The organism is Azospirillum sp. TSO5 (genome assembly GCF_003116065.1).
Classification (GTDB): Bacteria; Pseudomonadota; Alphaproteobacteria; order Azospirillales; family Azospirillaceae; genus Azospirillum.
The window spans coordinates 198,081-223,444 of record NZ_LGQY01000006.1; the positions used below are offsets into that span (position 1 = coordinate 198,081).

At 68.3% G+C, this 25,364-nt stretch carries 27 protein-coding genes; 15 read left to right on the forward strand and 12 right to left on the reverse strand.

All coding sequences use genetic code 11. From position 1 onward, the window contains the following. Window positions 1-141 precede the first annotated feature (141 nt). Both TSO5_RS01670 and purE read right to left on the reverse strand, forming a co-directional pair. Window positions 142-1,266: a 5-(carboxyamino)imidazole ribonucleotide synthase gene (locus TSO5_RS01670; protein ID WP_109149955.1), complete on the reverse strand. Its 1,125-nt coding sequence runs from the start codon at window positions 1,264-1,266 to the stop codon at window positions 142-144. 21 nt (window positions 1,267-1,287) lie between these two features. After that, window positions 1,288-1,824 carry a 5-(carboxyamino)imidazole ribonucleotide mutase gene (gene purE / locus TSO5_RS01675; RefSeq protein ID WP_109149956.1) on the reverse strand — a complete coding sequence of 179 codons (537 nt, stop codon included), beginning with the start codon at window positions 1,822-1,824 and terminating at the stop codon, window positions 1,288-1,290. A gap of 215 nt (window positions 1,825-2,039) precedes the next feature. Between purE and TSO5_RS01680 the strand changes: the two genes are divergently transcribed. Further along, the gene (locus tag TSO5_RS01680; RefSeq protein ID WP_247870532.1) at window positions 2,040-2,504 is read left to right on the forward strand and encodes a group III truncated hemoglobin; all 465 of its coding nucleotides are present in this window, start codon (window positions 2,040-2,042) and stop codon (window positions 2,502-2,504) included. A gap of 122 nt (window positions 2,505-2,626) precedes the next feature. Here TSO5_RS01680 and TSO5_RS01685 read toward each other — a convergent pair whose 3' ends face one another. Next, the gene (locus TSO5_RS01685) at window positions 2,627-2,827 is read right to left on the reverse strand and encodes a DUF465 domain-containing protein (RefSeq protein WP_085089646.1); all 201 of its coding nucleotides are present in this window, start codon (window positions 2,825-2,827) and stop codon (window positions 2,627-2,629) included. Between the two features lie 271 nt (window positions 2,828-3,098). On the opposite strand from TSO5_RS01685, the gene TSO5_RS01690 reads away from it, so the two are divergent. Both TSO5_RS01690 and TSO5_RS01695 read left to right on the forward strand, forming a co-directional pair. Beyond that, window positions 3,099-4,193 (forward strand): ATP-dependent 6-phosphofructokinase, encoded by a 1,095-nt coding sequence (locus tag TSO5_RS01690; RefSeq protein WP_109149957.1) that lies wholly within the window; start codon window positions 3,099-3,101, stop codon window positions 4,191-4,193. Between the two features lie 20 nt (window positions 4,194-4,213). Further along, on the forward strand, window positions 4,214-4,657 hold the full coding sequence (locus tag TSO5_RS01695) for a TIGR02444 family protein (protein WP_109149958.1): 444 nt from the start codon (window positions 4,214-4,216) through the stop codon (window positions 4,655-4,657). A gap of 44 nt (window positions 4,658-4,701) precedes the next feature. Here TSO5_RS01695 and TSO5_RS01700 read toward each other — a convergent pair whose 3' ends face one another. After that, window positions 4,702-5,136 carry a hypothetical protein gene (locus TSO5_RS01700; RefSeq protein WP_109149959.1) on the reverse strand — a complete coding sequence of 145 codons (435 nt, stop codon included), beginning with the start codon at window positions 5,134-5,136 and terminating at the stop codon, window positions 4,702-4,704. Window positions 5,137-5,319: 183 nt separating this feature from the next. Between TSO5_RS01700 and TSO5_RS01705 the strand changes: the two genes are divergently transcribed. After that, window positions 5,320-7,107, forward strand: coding sequence for a tetratricopeptide repeat protein (locus TSO5_RS01705; RefSeq protein WP_109149960.1), 1,788 nt, complete (start codon window positions 5,320-5,322; stop codon window positions 7,105-7,107). Here the strand turns inward: TSO5_RS01705 and TSO5_RS01710 are convergent. From TSO5_RS01710 to TSO5_RS01735, 5 genes are all read right to left on the reverse strand, one after another. Further along, window positions 7,083-7,346 carry a hypothetical protein gene (locus TSO5_RS01710; RefSeq protein ID WP_146203655.1) on the reverse strand — a complete coding sequence of 88 codons (264 nt, stop codon included), beginning with the start codon at window positions 7,344-7,346 and terminating at the stop codon, window positions 7,083-7,085. The two genes, TSO5_RS01705 and TSO5_RS01710, sit on opposite strands and share 25 nt — an antisense overlap. Window positions 7,347-7,447: 101 nt before the next feature. Next, window positions 7,448-8,128 carry a carbonic anhydrase gene (locus TSO5_RS01715; RefSeq protein ID WP_109149962.1) on the reverse strand — a complete coding sequence of 227 codons (681 nt, stop codon included), beginning with the start codon at window positions 8,126-8,128 and terminating at the stop codon, window positions 7,448-7,450. A 144-nt stretch (window positions 8,129-8,272) separates the two neighbouring features. Further along, entirely contained in the window at window positions 8,273-8,866 is a 594-nt protein-coding gene (locus TSO5_RS01720) for a UbiX family flavin prenyltransferase (protein WP_109149963.1), read from the reverse strand. A 177-nt stretch (window positions 8,867-9,043) separates the two neighbouring features. Then, window positions 9,044-9,658, reverse strand: coding sequence for a DUF1013 domain-containing protein (locus TSO5_RS01730; protein ID WP_109073098.1), 615 nt, complete (start codon window positions 9,656-9,658; stop codon window positions 9,044-9,046). 282 nt (window positions 9,659-9,940) lie between these two features. Beyond that, window positions 9,941-10,957, reverse strand: a complete 1,017-nt coding sequence (locus TSO5_RS01735) for an NAD(P)H-quinone oxidoreductase (protein ID WP_109149992.1) — start codon at window positions 10,955-10,957, stop codon at window positions 9,941-9,943. 138 nt (window positions 10,958-11,095) lie between these two features. Between TSO5_RS01735 and TSO5_RS01740 the strand changes: the two genes are divergently transcribed. Then, a complete protein-coding gene (locus TSO5_RS01740; protein ID WP_109073099.1) occupies window positions 11,096-11,293 on the forward strand; it encodes a DUF1192 family protein in 198 nt (65 codons plus the stop codon). A gap of 63 nt (window positions 11,294-11,356) precedes the next feature. Here the strand turns inward: TSO5_RS01740 and TSO5_RS01745 are convergent, their stop codons facing one another. Both TSO5_RS01745 and TSO5_RS01750 read right to left on the reverse strand, forming a co-directional pair. Then, on the reverse strand, window positions 11,357-12,181 hold the full coding sequence (locus tag TSO5_RS01745; protein ID WP_109149964.1) for a DUF2189 domain-containing protein: 825 nt from the start codon (window positions 12,179-12,181) through the stop codon (window positions 11,357-11,359). A 175-nt stretch (window positions 12,182-12,356) separates the two neighbouring features. Further along, window positions 12,357-12,539, reverse strand: a complete 183-nt coding sequence (locus TSO5_RS01750) for a DUF4169 family protein (protein ID WP_109149965.1) — start codon at window positions 12,537-12,539, stop codon at window positions 12,357-12,359. A 276-nt stretch (window positions 12,540-12,815) separates the two neighbouring features. On the opposite strand from TSO5_RS01750, the gene TSO5_RS01755 reads away from it, so the two are divergent. The 9 genes from TSO5_RS01755 to TSO5_RS01795 all read left to right on the forward strand — a co-directional run bounded on the left by TSO5_RS01755 (window position 12,816) and on the right by TSO5_RS01795 (window position 22,719). Further along, on the forward strand, window positions 12,816-16,049 hold the full coding sequence (locus TSO5_RS01755) for an AsmA family protein (RefSeq protein WP_109149966.1): 3,234 nt from the start codon (window positions 12,816-12,818) through the stop codon (window positions 16,047-16,049). 109 nt (window positions 16,050-16,158) lie between these two features. Then, window positions 16,159-16,539: an accessory factor UbiK family protein gene (locus tag TSO5_RS01760; RefSeq protein WP_109149967.1), complete on the forward strand. Its 381-nt coding sequence runs from the start codon at window positions 16,159-16,161 to the stop codon at window positions 16,537-16,539. 229 nt (window positions 16,540-16,768) lie between these two features. Next, window positions 16,769-17,272: a YbjN domain-containing protein gene (locus tag TSO5_RS01765; protein ID WP_085089634.1), complete on the forward strand. Its 504-nt coding sequence runs from the start codon at window positions 16,769-16,771 to the stop codon at window positions 17,270-17,272. Window positions 17,273-17,309: 37 nt separating this feature from the next. Continuing rightward, window positions 17,310-18,134, forward strand: a complete 825-nt coding sequence (gene proC / locus TSO5_RS01770; RefSeq protein ID WP_109149968.1) for a pyrroline-5-carboxylate reductase — start codon at window positions 17,310-17,312, stop codon at window positions 18,132-18,134. A 12-nt stretch (window positions 18,135-18,146) separates the two neighbouring features. After that, on the forward strand, window positions 18,147-18,629 hold the full coding sequence (locus tag TSO5_RS01775) for a YbaK/EbsC family protein (RefSeq protein WP_109073104.1): 483 nt from the start codon (window positions 18,147-18,149) through the stop codon (window positions 18,627-18,629). Window positions 18,630-18,707: 78 nt separating this feature from the next. Beyond that, window positions 18,708-19,406, forward strand: a complete 699-nt coding sequence (locus tag TSO5_RS01780) for a TetR family transcriptional regulator (protein ID WP_109149969.1) — start codon at window positions 18,708-18,710, stop codon at window positions 19,404-19,406. A 173-nt stretch (window positions 19,407-19,579) separates the two neighbouring features. Beyond that, the gene (locus TSO5_RS01785; RefSeq protein WP_109149970.1) at window positions 19,580-20,014 is read left to right on the forward strand and encodes a phasin family protein; all 435 of its coding nucleotides are present in this window, start codon (window positions 19,580-19,582) and stop codon (window positions 20,012-20,014) included. Window positions 20,015-20,168: 154 nt separating this feature from the next. Next, complete coding sequence (locus tag TSO5_RS01790; protein WP_109149993.1) at window positions 20,169-20,504, forward strand: tRNA-binding protein; 336 nt, start codon at window positions 20,169-20,171, stop codon at window positions 20,502-20,504. 214 nt (window positions 20,505-20,718) lie between these two features. Then, window positions 20,719-22,719, forward strand: a complete 2,001-nt coding sequence (locus TSO5_RS01795) for a cache domain-containing protein (RefSeq protein ID WP_109149971.1) — start codon at window positions 20,719-20,721, stop codon at window positions 22,717-22,719. A gap of 76 nt (window positions 22,720-22,795) precedes the next feature. On the opposite strand, the gene TSO5_RS01800 is transcribed toward TSO5_RS01795, so the two are convergent. Further along, window positions 22,796-23,536, reverse strand: coding sequence for a LuxR C-terminal-related transcriptional regulator (locus TSO5_RS01800; RefSeq protein WP_247870533.1), 741 nt, complete (start codon window positions 23,534-23,536; stop codon window positions 22,796-22,798). Between the two features lie 949 nt (window positions 23,537-24,485). Here TSO5_RS01800 and TSO5_RS01805 point away from each other — a divergent pair. Then, window positions 24,486-25,127, forward strand: coding sequence for a response regulator transcription factor (locus TSO5_RS01805; protein ID WP_085089627.1), 642 nt, complete (start codon window positions 24,486-24,488; stop codon window positions 25,125-25,127). Window positions 25,128-25,364: the final 237 nt, after the last annotated feature.

Here is a 25,364-nt window from a genome sequence, read left to right on the forward strand (position 1 = left end):
TCCACCGGCGCAGCGCGTGCAGTGGCTGCAGCTCGGCCGTGGCGAGAACGAATTCCGCCCTGACTTGAATCCCAGCATGAAAAAGGCCCCGCGACCGGTCCGGTCGGCGGGGCCTTCTAGTCGTTATGGCGATCCGAAGCGTCAGCGGCGCGCGAACAGCCGGTTGACATGGCCCATCTTGCGGCCGGGCCGGGCCTCCGCCTTGCCGTACAGGTGCAGCCGGGCACCGGGTTCGGCCAGCAGGTCGGGCCAGCGCAGCACGTCGTCGCCGATCAGGTTGGTCATCTCGGCATCGGCCAGCCGCTCCACCGAGCCCAGCGGCAGGCCGCAGACCGCGCGCACCAGCTGTTCGAACTGGCTGGTGGCGCAGGCGTCCATGGTCCAGTGGCCGGAATTGTGCGGGCGCGGCGCCATCTCGTTGACCAGCACGGCCCCGTCGGCGGTGACGAACATCTCCACCGCCAGCACGCCGACCAGATCCAAAGCCTCGGCGATGCGGCGCGCGATGCGGTCGGCCTCCGCCGCGGTTTCCGGCGACACCTTATCCGCTGCCGCGGGAGCGATGGTGACGTCGAGGATGCCGTCCTTGTGGCGGTTCTCCACCGCCGGATAGGCGACCATCGCGCCGTCGGCACCGCGGGCGACGATCACCGACACCTCGCAGGCGAAGGTGACGAAGCCCTCGACGATGCCCTCCACCCCCGGCTTGCCGCCGCCGATGCTGGCCCAAGCAGCCGCCGGATCGCTGCCGCTGTCCAGCCGCGCCTGTCCCTTGCCGTCATAGCCGAGCCGCGTCGATTTCAGAACGCAGCGCGGTCCGATCTCCGCCACCGCGCTGGCGACCTCCTCGGCGCTGTTGGCCGCCCGCCAGGGTGCCGTAGCGATGCCGAGCTTGTTGACGAAGCTCTTCTCGGCGATGCGGTCCTGCGCCACCGACAGAACGTTCGGGCCGGGGTTCAGGTTGGTGAAGCGGCGCAGATGCTCGGCCGTAGCGACCGGCACATTCTCCCACTCCAGAGTCACCACATCGACCGAGCGGGCGAAGCGCTCCAGCGCCTCCAGATCATCCCAATCCGCCACCGTCGCCGCGGCGCTGACCTGCGCCGCCGGGCTGTCCGCCGCGTCGGGAGCGTAGACATGGGTCTTGTAGCCCAGCCGCGCGGCGGCAAGCGCCGTCATCCGGCCAAGCTGTCCGGCACCCAGCATGCCGATGGTGGAACCTGGGGCGAGGCGGGGCAGGAGAGTGCCGGTTGGCTTGCCGGTCATGGCGGTCAGGCTTTCTGTCTGTCAGGCGGGATCGTCTACGGGGGCCTCGGCCACTGCGGCGGTCTGGCGGGCGCGCCAGCCGTCCAGTGCCTCGGCCACCGCCGGGTCCATCAGCGCGATAACCGAGCCGGCCAGCAGGGCGGCGTTGATGGCGCCGGCCTTGCCGATGGCCAGCGTGCCGACCGGGACGCCGCCCGGCATCTGCACGATCGACAGCAGGCTGTCCATGCCCTTCAGCGCGTGGCTTTCGACCGGAACGCCGAAGACCGGCAGCGGCGTCATCGACGCGGCCATGCCCGGCAGGTGGGCGGCGCCGCCGGCCCCGGCGATCACCACCTTCAGCCCGCGCGCCTTGGCGGTGGTGGCGTATTCCACCAGCCGGTGCGGGGTGCGGTGGGCGGAAACGATGCGGACCTCGTGCGGAACGCCCAGCGCCGCCAGCGTGTCGGCGGCATGCTTCATCGTCGTCCAATCGGACTGGCTGCCCATGATGATGCCGACCAGCGGCTGGGCGCCGTCAGCCGAAGGGGTGCTGTTCGGGGAGTGATCGGCGGTCACGGCCTGGCGCTTTCCTCAAGGTCCGGAAAGCGGCGCATTATAGGAAGAGTCGGGCGCCTGTCCAGAGGCGCCGCCGCTCCGCCTCCTCCGGCCACGACGAATCCGGGCCTGCGGCTGCGACATTCCGGCCCTTCCGATGGAACATGGTTCCACCTATGGTGCCGTCATATATGGACTGGATAGACCCTGCTCATTCCCGGAACCGGACCCATCGCATGACCGACGCCGCTCCCAACGAAGACTCCAACGACGACCGACGCAAAGAGCACCGCGACATCCGCGCCGCGATGGCGGAGGAACGGATGGCCACCGTCGGCATCAACGAGGCGTCGATCGAGACGCTGGTGCGGACCTTCTACGGCAAGATCATGAAGGATGAGGAACTCGGTCCGATCTTCGGCCGCGCCATCACCGATTGGGAACCGCATCTGCGCAAGATGATGAATTTCTGGTCGTCCATCGCCCTGCTGACCCAGCGTTACGACGGCCGCCCGATGCCGGTCCACATCTCGCTTGGGCTGGAGCCGCCGCATTTCGAGCGCTGGCTCGGCCTGTTCCGCGAGACCGCCCACGAGGTCCTGCCCGCCGAAGGTGCCAACTTCCTGATTGGCAAGGCCGAGAACATCGCCCGCAGCTTCCAGATGGGCATCCAGTTCTTCACCGTGCCCAAGAAGGACTGAGGGGGCTTTCCCATCAGGGAAACCGTCATCCCCGCGAAGGCGGGAATCCAGTCTTTCCAAGCGCTTGATCCGGCAGCCTGGATCCCCGCCTTCGCGGGGATGACGCCCAAAGGCCCGTATGGTTAAGCAATGATGTCCGGCAGCAGCCGGCTCTCCAGGACCATGATCTGGTCCTTCAGCATCAGCTTGCGCTTTTTCAGCCGCTGCATCTGCAACTGGTCATAGGGCGCGCGTTCGACCAGCCGGGCGATGACGTCGTCCAGGTCGCGGTGCTCGCTGCGCAAGCTCGCCAGCTTTTCCTTCAAAATCTCTTGCTCGTTCATCGCGCCCGTTAGGAATGGCCGTTGCCCCGGGTGGATCGGGGGTGCTCTTGCGGGTAACCCGTTGGCTGGGCGGGCCGGACTATACCAGAAATCCAGCGGCACGGCACCGCCAAACCGCCGGTTCGGTCCTTTGGCCATCCGGGATATCACCGCGGCGAGGGATCGGCCCGATGCCTCCTTTGCGGATACCGGCAATGATTGCGGGAAACGCCCTTTCCGGTAACATGGTGTTCCATTTCAATGAACAGGCGAACGGGACGGGAAACCCTCAATGACTGCCCCAATTAAAGCCGGCAAGCGTATCGGCATCCTGACCAGCGGCGGCGATTGCGCCGGGTTGAACGCGGTCATCCGTGCGGTGGTTCACCGCGCCACCGGCTATGGCTGGCAGGTGCTGGGGATCAAGGAAGGCACCCAGGGACTGCTCCAGCGCCCGGTGCAGTACCAGACGCTCGACCTCGGCTGTGTCGACGGCCACATGATGCGCCAGGGCGGCACCATCCTGGGCACGACCAACCGCGGCGACCCCTTCGCCTATCCGATGCCCGACGGCACGCTGAAGGACCGTTCCGACGAGATCATCGGCGGCTACCGCGAACTCGGCCTGGACGCGCTGATCGGCATCGGCGGTGACGGCAGCTTCGCCATCCTGCACAAGCTGGCGCAGAAGGGCGGCTTCCCGATGGTGGGCGTGCCCAAGACCATCGACAACGACCTGGGCAAGACCGAGGTGTCGGTCGGCTACGACACCGCCGTCGCCGTGGCGGTGGAGGCGCTGGACCGCCTGCAGCCGACCGCAGCCAGCCACCATCGCGTGATGGTTCTGGAGGTGATGGGCCGCGACGCCGGCCACATCGCGCTGGCGGCCGGCATCGCCGGCGGGGCCGACGTGATCCTGATCCCGGAAATCCCCTATTCGATCGAAAGCATCGCCGCCAAGATCCAGAACGTCCGCGACTCCGGCCGCAACTTCGCCCTGGTCGTGGTGTCGGAGGCGGTGAAGACCCTGGAAGGAACCGGCGTCAAGAAGATCCTCCAGGGCGGCGAGAAGCGCTATGGCGGCATCGGCGACTACATCGGCGAGAAGATCGCCGACGCCACCGGGGCCGAGACCCGCGTCACCGTGCTCGGCCATGTCCAGCGCGGCAGCATGCCCAGCCCGCGCGACCGCCTGATCGCCTCGGCCTTCGGCGTCCATGCCGTCGACCTGATCGCGGAGGGCAAGTTCAATCGCATGGTCGCTTGGGCCAACCGTGGCGTCATCGACGTGCCGATCACCGAGGCGATCGAGCATTACTCCTGCGTCGAGCTGGACGGCGCGCTGGTGAAGACGGCCCGCGGCCTGAACATCAGCTTCGGCGACTGACGAGGACGATGACAGGCGCGATGTCGGCGAACCCGTTCTGGGACTTCTCCCTGGCCGTCTACGGACGGCCGGGGGTGCCCGCCTGCTGTCTGGCCCTGCAGGACTGGCGCGGGGTGGACGTGAACGTTCTGCTGTTCGCCGCCTGGGTCGGGCTGGAGTGCGGCGTCCGCCTGTCCGCCGGGGACCTCGCCCGCATCGATGGCGCGGTGTCCGGCTGGCGCGAGGAGATGGTACGCCCGTTGCGCGCCCTGCGCCGCCGCGCCAAGGCAGAGGACGACGCCCTTTACCGCCGCATGAAGGCCGCCGAACTGGAGGCCGAGCGTGTCCAGCAGGATCGCCTGTTCGCCGCCGGCGGGTTCCTGCCGCAGCCGGGCGGCAGCGTGGCTCTGGCCGCCGCCAACATGGCGCTGCTGGTGCCGGGCGGCGATCCCGCGCTGGAGGAACTGGTGGGGGTGTTGGAATAACGGAATCAGGGTGGGGGTCTAACTCCGCAAAAAGCGAAGCCCCCCTACCTGTTCAGAATCAGCTCGTCCGGATTGCGCACCGTGTTCGACACCAGCACCGGCTTGCCCGCATAGAAGGCGCTGCAACGCTTGCCGCTGACCAGCCGGGTCAGCGCCGCTTCCCACTCGCGCCCCTTCGGGCCGATGATGCGCAGCTTCAACTGGTCGACCAGCGGAACCACCTTGAAGGACTCGATCTCGATCGGTTCCGCGCTGGTGGTGGTGAAGACGTCCTGCTTCAGCGTCAGGGTCTTGCCGTTGATCTCCAGCGTCACGTCCTGCGCCCACGGGCAGCCGTTCGACTTGGCGCCTTCATTGGCCTGGGCGGCACCGATACCGAACCCCAGCATCAGGGCGGCGGCGAGAGTGACCCGGCGGAGGCCGGATTGGCCCCGGCGGAGGCCGAACTGGCAAAGTGCCCGGATTGGGCGGGAGGTCATGATCCGCTCCTCAGGAATGCGGCGCGGACAATAGCGATGCGTCAGCCTCATGACAATCCAGGGAAAATCCCGAATCTGTGACCGTTTGCGACGATTTCCGACTGTGCCCGGCTGGACCGCGGAGGGGGCGCCGGGGCATGATCTGGATCCGGGCAGCACGCCCGCCAACCCGCAAGAGTCCCGATGGTCACTTTGTCGCAGGCCCTGCTGATCGCCCTCGACCACCATCAGGCGGGCCGGATGGCGGAGGCGGAGGATATTTATCGCCGAATCCTCAACGCCGATCCGGAACATGCCGACGCCATGGAACTGCTGGGCGTGCTCGCCGCCCAGACCTGCCGGTTCGGTGCGGCCGGCCGCATCCTGCGCCTTGCGGTGGCGTTGCGTCCCGACGGGGCCGGCGGCCTGTCCAACCTCGCCGGGGTTGAGCAGTCGGCCGGCACCCTTGATGGCGCGGTGCGGCTCTATGGCCGGGCACTGCGCCTGCTGCCCGACCTTGCCGATGCCCAAGCCAGCCGTGCCGGTGCCCTGCGCCGGTTGGGGCAGGCGGAGGCTGCACTTCTCGCCACCGACAAGGCGCTCGCTCTGGCGCCCGGCCATGCCGACGCGCTGGCGAACCGGGCAGCCGCCCTGCTGTCGTCCGGCGATCCCGCGTCGGCCGAGCGCTGCGCCCGTCGTTCGCTCCGCCTGAACGCCCGTTCCGCCGTCGCGCATGCGACCCTGGCCGCCACGCTGGCCGCGCAACGCCGCTGGGCGGAGGCGGAGACCGCCGCCCGCGATTCGCTGGCGCTCGACCGGAATGCCGGCGAGGCGTGGGAGGTGCTGGGCGCCGTCCTGGCCAAGCTCGGCCGCTTCCCGGAGTCGCTGGAGGCATTCGCGGCGGCCGAGCGGTTGCAGCCCGGCTCCTCGCCAAACTCGTCCCTGTACGCGGCGCGCGGCACCGCTCTGATCGCCATGGCCCGCCCGACGGAGGCGGCTGCCGACTTCGACCGTGCTCTGGCCGATCGGCCGCAGGATGCCGGCCTGCATTGGAATCTCGGCTTCGCCTGTCTGATGGCTGGCGATTACGCGCGCGGCTGGCCGGAGTTCGACTGGCGCCGCCATGACGACCGTGCCGAACCGCCCTGGCGCCGCCTCAATCAGCCGACATGGCGCGGCGAGCCGCTGAACGGCCGGACCATCCTGCTCTATGCCGAGCAGGGGTTGGGCGACACGCTGCAGTTCCTGCGCTATGTCCCGCTGGTGGTGGCCCTCGGCGGCCGGGTGGTGCTGGAGGTGCAGCGCCCCCTGTTGCCGCTGATACAGGGCGTGGAGGGCGCGGCGCAGGTCATCGCCCGCGGCGACCCGTTGCCGCCCTTCGACCTCGAATGCCCGCTGATGAGCCTGCCGCGCGCCTTCGCCACCGTCGTGGACGGCGTGCCGGCCGATATCCCCTATCTGCGCCCCGATCCCGTGAGGGTCGCCCGCTGGCGCGACCGGCTGGGGGCGCATGCCGTGCTGCGTGTCGGGCTGGTCTGGGCCGGCAACCCGCGCTTTCCCGGCGATGGGGAGCGCTCACCCAAGTTGGCCGGCCTGCGCGGGCTGCTCGACGTGCCGGGCTGCCGCTTCTACGGCTTGCAGATGGGTCCGGGCCGCGCCGACCTTGCCGACGCCGTCCTGCCGGACAGTTTCGCCGATCTGGGGCCGGAGATCGCCGACTTCGCCGACACCGCGGCGATCATGGCGAACCTGGACATTGTGGTGTCGTCCTGCACCGGGCCGGCGCATCTGGCCGGGGCACTCGGCGTGCCGCTGTGGCTGGCGTTGCCCTTCTCGCCCGATTGGCGCTGGCTGACCGGCCGTGACGACAGCCCCTGGTATCCGACCGCCCGCCTGTTCCGGCAGCCGGCGCCCGGCGACTGGTCGTCGGTCGCCGGACGCATGGCCGCGGAACTGGCGGTGTCGGCTCAGCGCTTCAGTCCGTTGCCGTAGCGCGAGCAGTCGTAATCGTCGGTCCCGGCCTCGGCATGGCCGCCGTTGGAGGTGTTGTAGCGCGGATCGTCGCAGCGGCCGTTGCGGGCATAGGACGAATCGGAACCTCCCGACCCGAACAGCCCGCCGCCGCTGCCGCCGAACAGGCCGCCGCCGCTACCGCTGCTGCTGGTCTGGTTGCAGGCGGCGAGCGCCAGCGGCACGGCGGCGATAACAAGGACTCGAAGTGCGGTCTTCATGGCATTCCCTTCCCGGTTGGTGATGGCGAAGAAAAAGCGTTCCTTCGCCTTCAACAGGGCAGGGCGCCGGTAAATTCCCGCGCCGGCGTTTCGGCCGATGCTTACTCGAACGGCTGGAACAGGCGGGTGGTGGGATTGATCGCCCACATCTCGCCGGTCTGGATGTCGAACCACCAGCCATGGATGTTCAGCGTGCCGGCTTCCACCCCTTCGCGCACGAAGGGGAAGGTCATCAAATTGTCGACCGACGCGCGGACCGCAGCCCGTTCGATCACCGCCGGGGTGCTCTGCAGCTTTTCCGCATCCGCCCGCGCCTGTTCGGAGCCTTCCGGCCCGACATAGGGGTCGAGCGCCGAACCGGCGATGGATACCCAGGGGGAAATGAAATCGTCCCCCGACTTCTGCCCGGCGCGCAGCCGGATCAGGCCCTGGATGCCGCCGCACTGGGCATGGCCCAGCACGATGATCTCCGACACCTTCAGCGACTTGACCGCATATTCGATCGCGGCCGAGGTGCCGTGATAGGCGCCGTCGGGCTGGTAGGGCGGGACGAGGTTGGCGACGTTACGCACGACGAACAGCTCGCCCGGCTCCGCCGTGGTCAGCAGGGCGGGATCGACACGGCTGTCGGAGCAGCCGATCACCAGCACCTCCGGGTGCTGCCCTTCGGTCACCAGTTGCCGCATGCTGTCGGGACGCCGCTCGTAATAGCGGGCGCGGAAGGACTTGATGCCGGCCAGTAGCTGGCGGATGGGCTCGCTCGGTTTGCTGCTGAAGGGCATGGTCGGCCTGTTCCCGTTGCTGCCGGCCGGCGGCTGTGCCGGCTCCGCATCATGATTCATTGACAGCGGTATAGCGGCATTGCGCCCGCGCACCAAGCCGCCTGTTGGGCGGTACCGCAACAAGCGATCCGCGGCGGCGGCCGGTCAGGCCTCCTCCGGCCGTTCGCCCCACCGCCGCAGGTTGCCGGCGTCCAGCCCGAACAGGTCCAGCACCCGCCCCACCGAATGGTCGACCAGATCGTCGATGCTCTGCGGCTTGGCGTAGAAGGCCGGCACCGGCGGCGCGATCACCGCGCCCATTTCCGCCAGCGCGGTCATGGTGCGCAGATGGCCCAGATGCAGCGGCGTCTCCCGCACCATCAGCACCAGCCGCCGCCGCTCCTTCAGCGCCACGTCGGCCGCCCGCGTCAGCAGGGTGGAGGTGACGCCGCTGGCGATCTCGCTCATCGTGCGGACGGAGCAGGGGGCGACCACCATGCCCAGCGTGCGGAAACTGCCGCTGGACACCGCCGCGCCGATATCGGCGGCGGCATAGCTGACATCGGCCAGCGCCCGCAGTTCCGCCACCTTCATGGCAGTTTCATGCGCCAGCGTGACCTCGGCGGAGCGGCTGACGACCAGATGCGATTCGACGCCGATCCGCCGCAGCGTCTGCAGCATGCGGATGCCATAGATCACCCCCGACGCGCCGCTGATGCCGACGACGAGCCGGGGCGGAGAGGTGGTGGGATCGGTCATGGGGTTTTCCGTGCCCTCTCCCAACATGCGACATATCCCCTCTCCCCCCCGGGGAGAGGGTTAGGGTGAGGGGGATGTGCGGCGTACCGTACCCGAGAATCCAACCTGTGCCTCCCCCTCACCCAGCCCTCTCCCCGGGGGGAGAGGGTTGCCAGGCCGGGAGAGGGACACCCACCCTCAGTGCGCGTCTTCCTGTTCGGAATAGCGGTCGTCGTCGCGGTTCTCGCCGTAGAAGTCCTCGGCGGCTTCCTCCGGCGGGCGGGGCACGCCGCCGCGGCGGATGGCCAGGGCCAGCGCCTCTTCCAGCTCGCGCTGCGAGCAGAGGCCCAGCATCACCGGGCCGCGCGGCTTGATGTTGGCGACGTTCCAGTGGGTGCGGTCGCGCACCGCGGCGATGGTCGGCTTGGTGGTGCCGATCAGGCGGCAGATCTGGGCGTCCGACAGCTCCGGATGGTGCTTCAGCAGCCAGGCGATGGCGTCGGGCTTGTCGCCGCGCTTGGTGATCGGGGTATAGCGCGGGCCCTTGGACCGGGAGGCGACCTGCGGCAGGTCGGCGACCAGAAGCTTCAGGCGCAGGTCCTGGTTCTTCTCGCAGCGCTCGATTTCCTGTTTGGTCAGCTGGCCGTTGGCGATGGGGTCCAGCCCCACCATGCCGACCGCGACCTCGCCGTCGGCGATGGCCTGGACTTCCAGCGAATGCATGCCGCAGAAGGCGGCGATCTGCTCGAAGGACAAGGACGTGTTCTCGACCAGCCAGACGGCTGTCGCTTTCGGCATCAAGGGCAGTGCCATCATCCCTCCTGACAAACTCTTCACCGGTCGCACCCGCTGGCGGGTGGTGCGGCCGGTCGTTCGAACTGGTTGTGCGGCGCGGGGGCGGCTTCGCGGCCCCAGGGTGACCCCCGTGGCGGCCGCCCCATTCTCGTCACCACGATATAGGGCGAATACCGGTCCGCGTAAGCATGCTTGCGCAGGCGCACCGGGAAATCCCGGCCGCCCGCTCGCCTCTGCTAACCTGTCTTGCCTGCTTATGGCAAGCCCGACGGCGCCCTGTCGGCGAAGAAAAGCGCAAAATCAGGCCGCCTCCGGCCCCACCGTCAGTACGATCTTGCCGATATGCGCGCTGCTTTCCATCAGCCGGTGCGCCTCGTCGGCCTGTTCCAGCGGGAAGGTGGCGTGGATCTGCGGCTTGATGCCGCCGGACTCCAGCAGCGGCCAGACATGCTCGCGCAACGCCGCGGCGATGCGGCCCTTCTCCGCCACCGGCCGGGCGCGCAGCGTCGATCCGGTCAGCGTCAGCCGCTTGGTCATCACCGGCGCCATGTTCAGCGACACCTTGGCGCCCTGCAGGAAGGCGATGGAGACGTGGCGGCCGTCCACCGCCATGATGTCGATGTCGCGGGCGATGTAATCGCCGCCGACCATGTCCAGCACCACATCGACGCCGCGCCCGCCGGTCGCCTCGCGGATCACCGCGACGAAATCCTCGGACTTGTAGTTGATGGCCCGGTCGGCGCCGAGTTCCTCGCAGGCGCGGCACTTGTCGTCGCTGCCCGCGGTGGTGAACACGGTGGCGCCGAAGGCCTTGGCAAGCTGGATCGCCGTGGTGCCGATGCCGCTCGACCCGCCATGGATCAGCAGGGTCTCGCCGCGTTTCAGGGCGCCGCGCTCGAACACATTGGTCCAGACGGTGAAGAAGGTCTCCGGCACCGCCGCCGCCTCGACCATCGACAGCGGGGAGGGGATCGGCAGGGCCTGCACCGCCGGCACCACGCAATATTCGGCATAGCCGCCGCCGGCCACCAGCGCGCAGACCTTGTCGCCGCTGGCCCAGTCCTCCACCCCCTCGCCGATGGCGATCACCGTGCCGGACAGCTCCAGCCCCGGCAGGTCGGACGCGCCCGGCGGCGGGTCGTAGCGGCCCTGGCGCTGCAGCGTGTCGGGACGGTTCACCCCGGCGGCGGCGACCTCCACCAGAATTTCGCCGGGACCGGGCACCGGCGCCGGGCGGCGGGTCGGGCGCAGCACTTCCGGCCCTCCGGGCTGGGTGATCTCGACGCAGCGCATGCTGTCGGGCAGGCTCAAGCCCATGGCGGTCGTCCCTTCCATTTTTGTCTGTCCGTTCCGGCGCCTGACGGCACCGACACGTTGGCATTGTCCGGTGCGAAAGGTAGATTTGCCGGACCGGCCTGACAAGGCGAACCACGCGGCAGGGAAGGGACCCACAGCATGGCCATCGACGACCGTTTCGAGGATCTGGAACCGCGCAAGGCCAAGCCGGCGCCCAAGGACCTGACCGTGATGGGCGTGGCCGAGATCGAGGCCTACATCGCCACGCTGGAGGCGGAAATCGACCGCGCCCGCGCCGCCATCGCCGCCAAGCAGGCACAGAAATCGGCGGCCGAGGCGTTCTTCAGGAAGGGATGAAAAAAGCCCTCTCCCACCGGGGAGAGGGCTTTTCACGCTGCCTGTCACTTATCGTGCAGTCCCTTACCGCCGGATGCCGACCAGATCGCGGTAGCAGTGCCACGACGCATGCCCGATCACCGGCAGGGCGATCGCCAACCCGAGGAAGCCGGTGACCATCCCGGCGCTCATGAACAGGGCGATCAGGAAGGCCCAGGCGATCATCGGCTTGATGTTGGCGCGCACCACGGCGATGCTGGTCGCCATGGCGGTGAAGACGTCGGTCTCGCGGTCCAGCAGCATTGGCACCGACACCACGGCGATGGAGAACACCGCGGTGGCGATGATCCCACCGAACACCGTTCCGGTCAGCAGGAACGGAATGGTCTCCGCCGAGAAGAAGATGCGGTCGACCAACTGGTCCAGCGCCGGCGGTTCGCCCGAGAAGAACAGGGCGAAGATCAGGAAGGCGACGCGGATCCAGGCCAGCATCGCCAGCATCAGGACCAGACCGACGCCTGCGATCTGCACCCCGTTGCGGCGATAGGCGGCGCCCACCTTGCCGAAGGTCGGCCGTTCCCCCAGCTCCAGCAGGCGGCTGGTCTCGTACAGCCCCACCGCAAACAGCGGGCCGACGAGCATGAAGCCCGCCGCCATCGGCAGCAGGAGATACTCCATGTCCAACATCGCCAGTCCGACCACCAGGACCAGGCTGGAAATCACCGCCAGCGCGCCATAGGCGAAGCTGATGCCCGGTGCCGCCATCATGTCCCGCCAGGCCGATGCCAGCCAGACCCAGGGGCGGTCCATCTCGACCGTCCGGATCGGCGGCAGCCAGTCGGGGGCGTGGGTGGGCGTGTGCGTCTGAGGCGTTTGAACCGGTCCGCGAAACGAGGTCATGTCGACCATGATGACGCCCTCCCCTTGAACCAAGGCACGCGCCCGCCGGCGCTCATGGGGGCACTTTCACACAGTCCCGCTGATAGTCGCAACAAGGAACTATTGGTGTACCCAATAGTAACAAATCAATAGAGGTTATTCCGACCCCGAAGCTTGGTCTTTACGGTACCTTGGTCTTGGAACTTTAGTTCTCACCGTCCAGCTTATGCCCGTCCAACGTCTGAGTTCGCCGCTCGGCCTCCTTGCGGTCGCGTTCCTTCTCCGCCTTGGTGCGGCCGAATCGGGCCCGATTCGCGTCGGCTTCCTTGGCGCGCTCGGCCTTGTCGCGGGTCTTGCGGAAACGGTTGAGGTTGACCACGTCGCCCATGGCACGGTCTCCGGTGGCTGATTTCAATGGTTCGGGCGCCGCGCGGCCGGTCGGGGCGCTCGGCGGACGGGAATTTTCGCGGAAAAAATTCGGGCGGACCCCGACTTGGCCGTGGGATTGCCCAAATTGCTTGTTTCTTCTGCGGGCGCTAGCTTACCGAAGGACGGCGCGCACCGGAAGCGGACGGTGCGGCGGGTGGGGGAACGAGTCTTTGTATCGACGTGGCAAAGGGGCGCGGCCGACGACAAGGCCGGTCGCAGGGAAGGCGGAAACCCGGTGAAGAAGATCCTGATCGCTGCACTGGCCGGACTGGCGGTTCTGGCCGGCCTGCTGTTGGCGGCGCCTAGCCTTATCGACTGGAACGCCTACAAGGGCGCCATCGCCGAGCGGGTATCGCAGGCGACCGGCCGGCAGGTGGAGTTGCATGGCGACGTCGGCTTCACGCTGCTGCCGTCACCGGCCCTGACCGTGCGCGACGCCCGGCTCGCCAATGCCGCCGGCGCCGCCGAACCCGACATGGTGCGCCTGAAGAAGCTGGACGCCCGGGTGGCGCTCGGTCCCCTGCTGGGCGGCCGCATCCAGGTTGAGAGCATCGCGCTGGTCGAGCCCATCTTCGTGGTGGAGGTTCTGAAGGACGGCCGCATCAACTGGGACCTGTCCACCGCCGGCCCCCGCACCGGTGACGGTCTGGGGGCCGCCGAGGGGCTGGTCTCCGCCGTCAGCTTCGATCAGGTGATGATCGACAACGGCACCATCATCTACCGCGACGACCGCAACGGCCGGACCGAGACGGTCGACAAGCTGAATGCCCGCATCGCCGCCGGCAGCCTGAACGGCCCCTTCCAACTCCAGGGCGATTTCCGCCTGCGTGGCCTGTCCCTGCATGGCGAGGCCACCGCCGGCCGCTTCACCGAGGGGGCGGCGGTGCCGGTGCGCGCCACCCTGTCGATGCCGCACACCGACGCCACCCTGCGCTTCGCCGGCATCCTGACCGGCGGCGGCGCCGGCGGCGGGTCCAAGGTGCAGGGCGACCTGCGCGCCGAGGGCAGCGACTTCGCCAAGCTGGTCGATGCTCCCGCCTCCGGCTGGGCTCCCGGGGCGCTGAGCCAGTCCTTCAACCTGCGCGCGACGGTGGAGGCGGGGACCAGCCTCGCCACCTTCTCCGGCCTTGAGGCGCAGCTGGGCGACACGCGGGCCACCGGCAACGCCACGCTCCGCGCCGGCGACCCGGCCAAGCGCGAGATTCCGCGCACCGAACTGACCCTCGCCGTCAATCGGCTGGACCTCGATGCCTGGCTCGCCCAGGGCGGGCGCAATGGCACAGCGGCCAGCGGCGGCAGCGGCCGGGGCGCGCCCGCTCCCGTCGCCGGCGCCGCCTCGGGCGACAAGGCATCACTTCCGTCCTTCGCGCTGCCGACCGGCGTGGAGGCGAAGCTGGACGTTGCCATCGACGCCATCGGCTACAACCACGGCGTGGTGCGCCAGGGCCGGATCGAGGCCAGCCTGTCCGCCGGGCGGCTCAACATCGACCGGGTCAGCGCGCTGCTGCCCGGCGGTTCCGATTTCGTCGCGGCAGGCGAAGTGACCACGCCGGGCGGGCAGCCGACGCTCGATCTGCGGATGGAGGCGAATGCCGACAACCTGCGCGCCCTGCTGGAATGGGCGAAGCTGGCTCCGCACGGCGTCCCGGCCGACCGGCTGCGCCGCGCCTCGCTGTCGGCCCGGCTGCAGGGCCATGCCGACCGCTTCGAGCTGTCGGGCCTGGATTTCCGCTTCGACAGCAGTCGGCTCAGCGGCGCCGTCGCTTATGTCGACCGCGGCCGGCCGGCCTTCGGCGCGCGGCTGGAGCTCGACCGCCTGAACCTGGACGGCTATCTGCCGGCTGATCCCACTCCAACGCAGCCCGCATCCCAGCCCCAGCCGGCTCCGCGCGCCGCCGCATCCGACGGCGGCCAGACCCCGCAGCGGCTTCTCGGCCTTGCCGATGCCAACCTCGATCTGCGGGTCGGCCAGCTGACGGTCGGCGGCCTGCCGGTCCAGGGGATTCACCTCGACGCCACGGTCGCGTCCGGCGCGCTGACGGTGCGCGAGGCCAAGGTGGACGACATCGCCGGTCTGCAGGCGCGGATCGACGGTCAGGTCGCCAGCCTGATCCCGCTGCGCGGCGTCAACCTCGCCCTGGCGGCGCAGGCCCAGTCGCTCGGCGGTCTGCCCAGCGCCGTGTCCTGGCCGCCTGGCCTGCCGGTTCCAGAACGTCTGGGCGCGGTCAGCGTCAAGGCCCGGCTGGCCGGCGATGGCGAGCGGCTGGCGGTGGAGGCCTCGGCCGGCATGCTCGGCGGCACGGTCGACGCCGGCGGCGCCCTGCTCGGCCTCGACCGCAAGCCCGAGGCCGACCTGAAGCTGCGCGTGACCCATCCGGAGATTGGCCGCCTCGCCGCCCTGTTCACCGACAGCGGTCTTGCCCGCGCCTATGGCCCGCTGGACCTCTACGGCGAACTGTCGGGCAATGCGGCATCCCCCGCCCTGAAGAACCTCCAGGGGCTGGTCGCCGGCATCCCCGTTCGCGGCAAGCTGACCCTCGACCGCAAGTCGGAGCGCACCGCCTTCCAGGCCGACATCCAGACCGGCGACCTCGATCTCGACCGGCTGCGCAATGCGCCGCTGGTCGGCGATGGCGCCGGCCGCACCGCGACCACAGCAGCGGATCCCGCCGCCGACCTGCCGCCCGCCGATCCACTGGCCGATCTCGGTTGGATGCGGTCGCTGGACGGGCGTCTCGGCCTGACCTCCACCTCGCTGACGGTGGCGGGGCAGCGCATCGTCCAGCCGGCGTTGCGTGCGACCCTGGACAACGGCGTCGCGACCCTGGAGCAGCTGGACGGCGAATGGCAGGGCGGCCAGATCGGCCTCAGCGGCCGGCTCGCCGCCGCGCCGGGGCAGGCGCCGAAGCTCGACGCCGACCTCACCGTCATCAAGGCCGACATGGGCAGCGCGCTGTCCGGCTTCGCCGGGCTTGGCCTCAGCGGCGGCACGGTCGATCTCGACGTGACGCTGTCGGGCAGCGGCCGAGGCGACGCGCTGCTGAGCAGCCTGACCGGCCGGGGACGGGCGGTGGCGTCGGGCGGCGTGCTGCGCGGCGTCGATCTCACCGCGCTGCGCAGCCGCCTCGCCGGGGCGGAGCGCACGCAGGAGGTGCTGGGCGCCGTCGCCGGCGCGCTGCAGGGTGGTGAGACCAAGCTGGACCGGCTGGACGCCCGCTTCGCCATCGACAAGGGGGTGATCCGCACCGAGGACGCCCGCCTGACCACCGCGCCGGCCGACGGCACGCTGACCGGCACGGTCTCCCTTCCCGACGAACGGGTGGATCTGGCGTTGGCGCTGGCGGTGAAGGCGGATGGCGATCTGCCGCCGCTGACGCTGCGCATGGCAGGTCTCTGGTCCGCGCCGACGCAGACGCTGGACCTGAAGGCCCTGCGTGACCACTTCAACGCAGCCCCGCCCGCCAAATAAGGCCCGGCCCAAATGACGTCCTGTCCCCATGGCAATGGGCGTTCCAAGGGCGTTGAAGTCGCGGCGTGTGGCGTCCATAATGAACGAACGGTAACCGGAAGTCAGAGCGATGCAGGTGGACAACAGGATTTTGGACGACCTCGCCCGTGTGGCAGGTGGCGCGCTCGGCGCCTTCTCGTCCTTGCGCGAAGAGGCCGAAGGCCAACTGCGGGCCCAGCTCGAACGGGTTCTGTCACGGATGGACGTCGTCAGCCGCGAGGAATACGAGGCTGTCCGCGCCATGGCCGCCAAGGCCCGCGAGGAGCAGGAGGCGATGGCCGAGCGGCTTGCCGCGTTGGAGGCCACCGTCGCATCGCTGAGCGCCGCGAAGGCACCGCTGCCGGTCGTGGTCGAGCCCGCCGGCGTCCCCGCCGTGGCCGAATCCGAGCCGGCCAAGCCTGTCGCGGCAGGCGGTGGCAAGCCCGACACCAAGGCCTCCCCGGCACCCTGAGCGGCAGCGCCGCCGCACACACCGGACGTCCCTCCCGTCGTCACGCGCCGTCATCCCGCGGCGCGTCCTGCGGCCGGGATGGTTCGCGGCAGCGCTTCGCACGGCCTCGGCCCAGCCCGCCTTTTCATCATATTCGGGGTATTGCCCCGGACCGCGCGCCATCGTCGGCGCGTCGCTGCGGTTCGGGTGAACGGTACCGCCCATAGCGCCTTCACAGGAGGACGCGCACATGTCGGCAGTCGCCGTAGAGACCACCACTTCCGCCCACAATCCGCTCGACGTGGTCGAGGAGATCGTCACCGCCAACGAATGGCCCTTCGACCGCGCCACCGAGGACGAGCTGGTCGTCGAGATCGGCGGGCGCTGGTGCGATTACCGGCTTTATTTCGTCTGGCAGCCGGACGTCAGCGCGATGCAGTTCTCCTGCCAATTCGACATGAAGGTCCAGGCCGCCCGCCGCACCGCCGTCGCCGAACTGCTGGCCGAGGTCAACGGTCGCATGTGGCTCGGCCATTTCGACGTTTGCTCGGAGGAGCACACGCCGATGTTCCGCCAGACCATGCTGCTGCGCGGTTCGCGCGGCGCTGCGGTGGAACAGCTGGAGGATCTGGTGGAGATCGCCCTGTCGGAGTGCGAGCGCTTCTACCCCGCCTTCCAGTTCGTGATCTGGGGCGGAAAATCGGCGTCCGAAGCGGTGTCCGCCGCCATTCTCGACACCATGGGCGAAGCGTAAAAAACAAGAAGTCTCAAGCGAGGGGAAGGTCACGGTCATGACGGCGGAATCGGGTGCGTCGCTGCTGCTGGTCGGTTGCGGGAAGATGGGCGGGGCGATGCTGGACGGTTGGCTGGCCGCCGGGATCGCGTCGCGCGTCGTGGTGGTCGACCGCGCCGGTCTGCCGCAGTCGGTGGCGGGCGAGTCGCGCGTCACCCTGGCATCCGGTACCGACGCCCTGCCGCCCGGCTTCGTTCCCGACGTGATCGTCCTGGCGGTCAAGCCGCAGGTGATGGAGGAGGCGCTGCCGTCCTACCGCGCCCTGGTCCGCCCCGGTACCGTCTTCCTGTCGATCGCCGCCGGCAAGACCATCGCTTATTTCGAGCGGCTGCTGGGGGAGGGGGCGGTCGTCGTCCGTTCCATGCCCAACACCCCGGCCGCCATCGGCCGCGGCATGACCGTCGCCGTTCCGAACGCCCGCGTCAGCGCCGCCCAGCGTGATCTGTCCGACCGCCTGTTGCGTGCCGTCGGCGACGTCGCCTGGGTCGAGGACGAGGGGCTGCTGGACCCCGTCACCGCCGTGTCCGGCAGCGGCCCGGCCTATGTCTTCTTCCTGGTCGAGGCGATGGCCAAGGCCGGCGAGGCCGCCGGTCTGCCCGCCGATCTGGCGATGCGGCTGGCCCGCGCCACCGTGTCCGGCGCCGGCGCCCTGCTCGACGCCTCGCAGCAGCAGGAGGCCGCCGATCTGCGCAAGGCGGTGACCAGCCCGAATGGCACCACCCAGGCCGCCCTTGAGGTCCTGATGGCGCCGGAAGGCATGCAGCCGGTGATGACCGCCGCCATCGCCGCCGCCGCCCGGCGGTCGCGCGAGCTGGCTGGTTGAGGAGGCGCCGCCGTGACCACCCTCAGCCCCTCCGCCGCCCGCGTCCAGGCACTGCTGGACAGCATCGGCCTCGGCCATCATGTGGTCGAACATGAAGGCAGCACCCGCACCTCGGAAGACGCCGCCAACTCCGTCGGCTGCGAGGTGGCGCAGATCGCCAAGTCGCTGATCTTCCGCACCAAGGAGACCGGGCGCCCGGTCCTGGTCGTCGCCAGCGGCGCCAACCGGGTGGACGAGAAGGCGGTCGGCCGCCTGATCGGCGAGAAGATCGAGCGCGCTGACCCTGAGTTCGTCCGCGAGTCGACCGGCTTCGCCATCGGCGGCGTTCCGCCCATCGGCCATGCCGTCCCGCCTCTGGTGCTGATCGACGACGACCTGCTGCGGTTGGAGACCATCTGGGCGGCCGCCGGCACCCCCAACGCCGTCTTCCGCCTGACCCCCGCCGATCTGGTCAGCATGACCGGCGGCCGGGTGGAGACCGTGCGCAAGGCATAACTGAAGGGGTGGACGGGTGACGTTCGCCCGTCCGCACACCATTTTATCAGGCGATCCTTGTCGCCTGGAGGTGGTGCCATGTCCGACATGTCGTCCGACAAGCCTGAAGACAACAGCTTCCGCTCAGACCCCGCCCGGGATTTTGCGGACCCCGACGCCCTCGACCGTGCCGTGGCATCGGCGGCGATGGGGCTGGCGGCCGAGAAGGGCTGGCGCCAAGTCGGCCTGCTGGAGGTCGCGCACACCGCCGGCATCCCGCTGTCGCGCTTCCATCACCGCTTTCGCGGGCGTGCCGACCTGCTGGCGGCGGTATCGCGGGTCGCCGATGAAACTGTCCTCGCCGGCGATATCGCCGCCGATCCGACAGAATCGGCGCGCGACCGGCTGTTCGACGTGATGATGCGCCGCTTCGACGCTCTGCGCCCCTTCCGCGACGGCCTGCATTCCGTCGTGCGCGACCTGCCGGCCGATCCGGCGACCGCGCTGGCCTTCTCCTGCGCCTTCGGCCGTTCCATGGCCTGGATGTTGCGCGCCGCCGGGATCGACCCGGACCAGCGCGGCGGCATGGCGCTGGTTGCCGGTCTCGGCACCGTCCATGCGCGGGTGATGCGGGTGTTCCTGAACGACGACACCGCCGACCTGTCGCGCACCATGGCCGCGCTCGACAACGCGCTGCGCGGGGCGGAGCGCTGGGGCGCGACTTTCTGCCGCTGGACCCGGTCGCGCGGGCCGCTGGGCCGGTCGTCGGGAACAGAGTCCATGTCGTCAGGCATTTAGCGACGGGCAGGCGTTCCGCGGCGGGGGCTTCCTCCCGCCAAGGTTATGCTGCGGCGCAAAAAACCGGATTGACTAACTTTTCGGCACTCTGCATAGTCGGCCTCTGTAATGTTGCGACGCAACATGTCCGTATTCAGATGCGGGCAGCAAACACCGATACCGGGATGAGAAACATGGCCAAGATCAGCGGTAACCCCTTCCTCGAATTCGATCCGTCCAAGCTGATGGGCGACCTGAAGGTGCCGGGCGTGGACGTCGAGTCCATCATCGCCAGCCAGCGCCGCAACATCGAGGCGGTGACCGCTGCCAACCAGCTGGCCTTCGAAGGCTTCCAGGCGATCGTCCGTCGTCAGGCCGAGGTGCTGCGCACCGTCGCCGAGGACGTGAACCGCGCCGTCGGTGAACTGACCGCCGCCGGCACCCCGGAAGAGAAGGCCGCCAAGCAGGCCGATCTGGTCAAGGCCGCCTTCGAGAAGTCGCTGTCGAACATCCGCGAGCTGAGCGAGATGATCGCCAAGTCGAACACCGAGGCCGCCGAGATCCTGACCAAGCGCGTGTCGGACAGCCTGGACGAGGTCAAGGCCGCCATCGCCAAGGCGAAGTCCTGATCCTCTCCGGTCCGCCGGAAATCAGCGAGGAGGGGTCGCCATCGGCGGCCCCTTTTTCGTTTGTGCCGGATGGTCCGGATGCGCCTTCCCGGTTCCGATGCCCGTCCTGCCGCGCTACCCTGGCGCCGACCGCAAGAACCGCATCGGACCCGTCATGACCATCTTCTACGACGATTTCACCAAGGTCGACATCCGTGTCGGCACCATCCGCGCCGTTGATGCCTTTCCGGAGGCGCGCAAGCCGGCCTACAAGCTGACCATCGATTTCGGCGGTGAAATCGGCACCAAGCGCAGCTCTGCCCAGATCACCAGCCACTACGCCGCCGACGCGCTGGTCGGCCGTCAGGTTCTGGCGGTGGTGAATTTCCCGCCCAAGCGAATCGGCCCCTTCACCAGCGAGGTGCTGTGCCTGGGCCTGCCCGACGCCGAGGGCGCCGTGGTGCTGGTCGGCCCGGATCACGCGGTCCCGGACGGTGCACGGCTGTTCTGATTTCGACCGTCTTCCTGTGGCGGTATGAAAGATTCGATCATGCCATGCCTACGGAAAAATCACCCCGAGGATGAATTCATAAAGATCTCGTAAGGCGACAAGTTGCCGCAGGAGTTGTATGTATTTTAAATGAATGCACCCTAAACCACGATGGCATAGTGCGGCGCGACAGCGATCTCGCATCTGCAACATGTTTTCCTGGTGGATGGCACTCATGGACGCCCTGCGCGCCTTCGTCGGCCGGCTTTCGATCTCCACGAAAGTCACCCTGTTGAACCTTTTCGGCATGCTGGTCCTCAGCACGGCGATCCTGTTCGCGATCGGTCAGGTGATCGTGCGCGACCTGGAGCGGCAGGCGATCGAGATGCAGCGGCTCAGCATGGACATCGCCTGGTCCTCGCTGCAGGAACGCGGCGGCCAGTTCTCCGTCGCCGACGGCAAGCTGCTGCTGGACGGTGTCGTGATGAACGACAACAACCTCGTGGTCGACAAGATCAAGCGCATCACCGGGGGGACGGCCACCCTGTTCCTGGGCGACCGCCGCATCGCCACCAACGTCGCCAAGCCCGACGGCAGCCGTGCCGTCGGCACCACGCTGGCGCAGGGCCCGGCCTATGACTCGGTGCTGCGCCAGGGCGTTCCCTTCCGCGGCATGGTCGATATCCTGGGTGAGCCCTATTACGCCGCCTACGACCCGATCAAGGACGCCGCCGGAAAGGCGGTCGGTATCCTCTATGTCGGCATCAAGAAGGCGGAGGTGTTCAAGACCTTCGACGACAGCATGCGCTTTGCCACCATGCTGGTGGTGATCTGCGCCCTGGTTCTGGCGGTGCCGGGCTATCTGGTGTCGCGTTGGCTGCTGCGTCCGCTTGGCCAACTCAGCCAGGTGATGACCGCGCTGTCCTCCGGTGACCTTACCGCCAGCGTCGCCGGCGCCAGCCGCCTGGATGAGATCGGTGCGATGTCGCGCTCCGTCCTCGTCTTCCGCGACGGCATGGCCGAGGCGGAACGTCTGCGCGCCGAGCAGGAGCATCAGCGCATCCAGGGCGAGGCGCAGAAGCGCAAGGCGCTGCAGTCGATGGCCGACACGGTGGAGCAGGAAAGCCGCAGCGCCGTCGAGCGGGTCGCCGCCCGCACGCAAGAGATGGACCGCAACGCCGACGCCATGGCGAAATCGGCCGGGCTGGTCGGGTCCAACGCCCAGAACGTCGCGGCGGCGGCGGCTCAGGCGCTCAGCAACGCCCAGGCGGTGGCCTCGGCTGCCGAGCAACTCTCTGCGTCCATTGAGGAGATCGGCAATCAGGTCGGCCATGCCGCCGGAGTCACCCGCGCCGCCGTCGCCGCCAGCAACCGGACCGAAAGCACCATCGAATCGCTGTCCTCGGCGGTCAGCCGCATCGGCGATGTGGCGGAGCTGATCCAGGGCATCGCCGCCCAGACCAACCTGCTTGCCCTGAACGCCACCATCGAGGCGGCGCGGGCCGGGGAGGCGGGCAAGGGATTCGCCGTCGTCGCCGGCGAGGTGAAGAACCTCGCCAACCAGACCTCGCGCTCGACCGAGGAGATCTCGCGCCTGATCGGCGAGATTCAGTCGGTCACCGCCCGTAGCGTGGAGGAGGTGCGCGACATCAGCCGCACCATCGGCGAGATCGACGCCATCTCCGGCACGGTGGCCGCCGCGGTGGAACAGCAGGCCTCGGCGACCCAGGAGATCTCGCGCAATGTCGGCCAGACCGCCGGTGCCGCCACCGACGTCTCGACCCGCATCGACGAGGTATCGCGCGAGGCCAAGGTGACGGAGGAGCGCGCCGACATGCTGCGCGCCGGGGCGTCGGAAGTGACCCACAGCATCGACGAGCTGATGCATGTGCTCGTCCGCGCCGTGCGAACGGCGACCGACGACGTGGATCGCCGCAGCGTGCCGCGCTATCGCGTCGAGGCACCCTGCATCGTGGAGGGGGCGGAGGGGCGCCTGACGGTGCGGCTGCTGGACATTTCCCGCCATGGCGCGGCGCTTGGCGAGGCCGACTCCGTCGGCGCACGCGGCACCCTGCTGTTCGACAGCCTGGGCGTGGCGCTGCCCTTCGACGCCTTCAATCGGGAGGAGGGGGTGGTGCGCGTCCGCTTCCGGCTGGCCGAGATCGACCGTCAGGTCTTTGACGCCCGCTTCGACCGTTTCGAAGAGGCGATGGCCGGCCGCCGCTTGGCTGGCTGATCCCGGTTCGCCGGATCAGGTCTGGCTGGGCGGCACTGCTGGACCGCGCGAATCCTGCGCGGTCCTGGCCTGTCGGTCAAACCCCGGCCCGGCGGGCGGCAGCGGCATGAACGTGCGGCGGGGTCATGCCGGTCCGCGCCTGTTCCAGGGCACCCTGCTGCCGGGCGGCGAAGACGCCGGCCTCCGTCCGGTTGCGGAAATGCAGCTTGGACAGAACGCTGCGCACCATCGACTTGATGACCGCTTCCGACAGGTCCAGCGCGTTGGCGATGGTCCGGTTGTTCATGCCCTCGCCCAGCAGGCGCAGCGTCTCGAACTCCGGATCGGACAGGCGCGGCAGCAGCGTCAGCCGGATCTCGTCGACGCCGAGGCGTGACAGGAACTGCTTGGGCATCAGGCAGTGGCCTTCCAGCCCCAGGTCCAGCAGCTCGTTGATGCGGTCGACGTTCAGATCCTCGAACACCCACGCGTCGGCGAAGGCAAGGATATGGGCGGCGTCCAGCAGCTCACGCGACGACAGCACGACGACGATCCGCGAGCGGCGGGACAGCCGCAGATAGACCATCGGTTCGTTCTCGCGCAACGCAGTGAACTGCTGCAGCCCGATCAGGATCGCATCCGGCGTCAGCGCGCTCTGCGTCAGCTCCCCGATATCGTGCAGAACCGTGACCCGGTGGCGACCGCCACGGTCCAGTTGCTGGACCACGTTCTCGGTCAGCGCGTTGTTGTCGAGGATCAGGCAGACATGCATGGGAGTCACCGCGTTGCGGGTCTGGTGAGATGCTTTCTCATGGGCGTACTCATGGTGTGTGTGCATGGGTCAGCTCTGTCTGGAGGAGGCATCCACGGCCGGCCCGGCTCAGGGCATTGCCGCCTGCGTCTAAGGGTTGAAGAGGAACCGGCCGGTTGGCCCAGGCACGTCATCATAAAACTCACGTCATCCGGAAAATTATTGTGGACATCGAAGTATTGTGGCGCGGACTGCAAACTCCCCCTTCGTCGGGATCGGGAAAGTCCTGTTCGCACCGCGTGATTTAGAAATGAACCGGGCTCCGCGTAAATCAGGCGATGGATGATCAGCCAAGATCGCTTATCGTCTCCTTGTTGGTCGCCTCAGGTTTCGAAACGGTAACACCTATGGAATGATGTGTGCTGAGCGGGTCACAGGGGAATGCGCGTTGGTACAGGCATCCATCAGGGATATCCTTTCGGTTTGGTCACTGGTTTTTCCTACTCTTCTGCGCGTTCGAATCGGGATAAACCAAATCCTTGCCACACGAACGCCGCAAAGATGGCAAGGTTCCAGAAAAATTCCCGTCACTAATGGAGACAACAGGTCTCTTTTCGAATGATCCCGATCGGGCCAAGTGAATCCGATGCGCTCGCGCGATAACTCTGTTCGCACACGCAGAAGAAGCTATGACTTTTGGCGGAGGCAATTCTTGGTCGTGCCATGACCAAAGGTGCCTCGAAGGGGCGTGCCGGCTTCGAATGACCTATGGCCCTTGTCGGGATACAGGGTCCCGACCGATCGTGGTATCAGATACCCAACACAGCGAAGAACAAGCCCACAACGGCAGACGGTCTTCCGGCCGATGTCCGAAGAGGGCGTACAGACCAATCGACCACCAAGCCATGTATTCGGCGCGAATGTGGTGATCCGGGTGCCGCGGGGGCGTGCCGGACAACAGACAACAGCCCTGACGGGCGGTCGTTCGCAAGCGGACGGCACCGCCAAGGGTCGGCGAGCGAGGATGACGGGGACCATGAAGATTCTGATCGGGGACGACCATCTGCTGTTTCGCGAAGGCCTGCGGCGTCTGCTGGAGCAACTTCAGGGCGAGGCCAGCTTCGTCGAGGCCGGGACCTTCGACGAGGTGCTGGACCAGTGCCGGGCCGGCAGCACCTTCGACATCATCCTGATGGACCTGCATATGCCGAACTGGCCGGGCTTCGACGGCCTGCGCGAGATCCAGGCGCTGCAGCCGGGCGTGCCGGTGGTGGTGATCTCCGCTTCGGAGGCTCTGGGCGATATCCGCGGCGCGCTCGATCATGGCGCGACCGGCTACATCCCGAAGTCGAGCAGCGTGAAGGTGATGATGGGCGCCCTGAACCTGGTGTTCTCGGGCGGCATCTACCTGCCGCCGGGCGCGCTCACCGCCAGCATGGAGGCCGCGCCGCGCCGCCGCACGGTGGACATGTCCGACCGCAGCGCCGGTTACGGCCTGACCCAGCGCCAGCGCGAAGTGCTGGAATGCCTGCGTCTCGGCAAGTCGAACAAGCAGATCGCCTATGAACTGGGCCTGTCGGAAGGCACGGTGAAGATCCACGTCACCGCCATCTTCAAGTCGCTGGGCGTCAAGAACCGCACCCAGGCGGTCATCGCCGCCGCCGCCATGTCGGCGTAAGTTCAGACAGCATCGACCTCAGACTGTATCGACCGATCCGGGGCACGTACGGGTCGCGGAACTGGGCCGCCGGAGGAACCCCTCCGCGGCCCGTTTTCTTTTGGTGGCAACGGCCGGACTCCCGTCCGCGGCAGTGAGCCTCTTGACCCGGCGGGTTGCCCGATGCTATCCGCCCCTCTTGATCTTGTGGAATCATCCGTCCGGTTCACCGGCATGAGGAGGTTCCGCCTGACCCGC

Bases quoted from the DNA above. Each gene is read 5' to 3' on its own strand.
- TSO5_RS01670 (WP_109149955.1), bottom strand. From the start codon at position 1,266: ATGACCGGCAAGCCAACCGGCACTCTCCTGCCCCGCCTCGCCCCAGGT.
- TSO5_RS01680 (WP_247870532.1), top strand. From the start codon at position 2,040: ATGACCGACGCCGCTCCCAACGAAGACTCCAACGACGACCGACGCAAA.
- TSO5_RS01685 (WP_085089646.1), bottom strand. From the start codon at position 2,827: ATGAACGAGCAAGAGATTTTGAAGGAAAAGCTGGCGAGCTTGCGCAGC.
- TSO5_RS01690 (WP_109149957.1), top strand. From the start codon at position 3,099: ATGACTGCCCCAATTAAAGCCGGCAAGCGTATCGGCATCCTGACCAGC.
- TSO5_RS01695 (WP_109149958.1), top strand. From the start codon at position 4,214: ATGTCGGCGAACCCGTTCTGGGACTTCTCCCTGGCCGTCTACGGACGG.
- TSO5_RS01700 (WP_109149959.1), bottom strand. From the start codon at position 5,136: ATGACCTCCCGCCCAATCCGGGCACTTTGCCAGTTCGGCCTCCGCCGG.
- TSO5_RS01705 (WP_109149960.1), top strand. From the start codon at position 5,320: ATGGTCACTTTGTCGCAGGCCCTGCTGATCGCCCTCGACCACCATCAG.
- TSO5_RS01710 (WP_146203655.1), bottom strand. From the start codon at position 7,346: ATGAAGACCGCACTTCGAGTCCTTGTTATCGCCGCCGTGCCGCTGGCG.
- TSO5_RS01715 (WP_109149962.1), bottom strand. From the start codon at position 8,128: ATGCCCTTCAGCAGCAAACCGAGCGAGCCCATCCGCCAGCTACTGGCC.
- TSO5_RS01720 (WP_109149963.1), bottom strand. From the start codon at position 8,866: ATGACCGATCCCACCACCTCTCCGCCCCGGCTCGTCGTCGGCATCAGC.
- TSO5_RS01730 (WP_109073098.1), bottom strand. From the start codon at position 9,658: ATGGCACTGCCCTTGATGCCGAAAGCGACAGCCGTCTGGCTGGTCGAG.
- TSO5_RS01735 (WP_109149992.1), bottom strand. From the start codon at position 10,957: ATGGGCTTGAGCCTGCCCGACAGCATGCGCTGCGTCGAGATCACCCAG.
- TSO5_RS01740 (WP_109073099.1), top strand. From the start codon at position 11,096: ATGGCCATCGACGACCGTTTCGAGGATCTGGAACCGCGCAAGGCCAAG.
- TSO5_RS01745 (WP_109149964.1), bottom strand. From the start codon at position 12,181: ATGGTCGACATGACCTCGTTTCGCGGACCGGTTCAAACGCCTCAGACG.
- TSO5_RS01750 (WP_109149965.1), bottom strand. From the start codon at position 12,539: ATGGGCGACGTGGTCAACCTCAACCGTTTCCGCAAGACCCGCGACAAG.
- TSO5_RS01760 (WP_109149967.1), top strand. From the start codon at position 16,159: ATGCAGGTGGACAACAGGATTTTGGACGACCTCGCCCGTGTGGCAGGT.
- TSO5_RS01765 (WP_085089634.1), top strand. From the start codon at position 16,769: ATGTCGGCAGTCGCCGTAGAGACCACCACTTCCGCCCACAATCCGCTC.
- proC (WP_109149968.1), top strand. From the start codon at position 17,310: ATGACGGCGGAATCGGGTGCGTCGCTGCTGCTGGTCGGTTGCGGGAAG.
- TSO5_RS01780 (WP_109149969.1), top strand. From the start codon at position 18,708: ATGTCCGACATGTCGTCCGACAAGCCTGAAGACAACAGCTTCCGCTCA.
- TSO5_RS01785 (WP_109149970.1), top strand. From the start codon at position 19,580: ATGGCCAAGATCAGCGGTAACCCCTTCCTCGAATTCGATCCGTCCAAG.
- TSO5_RS01790 (WP_109149993.1), top strand. From the start codon at position 20,169: ATGACCATCTTCTACGACGATTTCACCAAGGTCGACATCCGTGTCGGC.
- TSO5_RS01795 (WP_109149971.1), top strand. From the start codon at position 20,719: ATGGACGCCCTGCGCGCCTTCGTCGGCCGGCTTTCGATCTCCACGAAA.
- TSO5_RS01800 (WP_247870533.1), bottom strand. From the start codon at position 23,536: ATGCACACACACCATGAGTACGCCCATGAGAAAGCATCTCACCAGACC.
- TSO5_RS01805 (WP_085089627.1), top strand. From the start codon at position 24,486: ATGAAGATTCTGATCGGGGACGACCATCTGCTGTTTCGCGAAGGCCTG.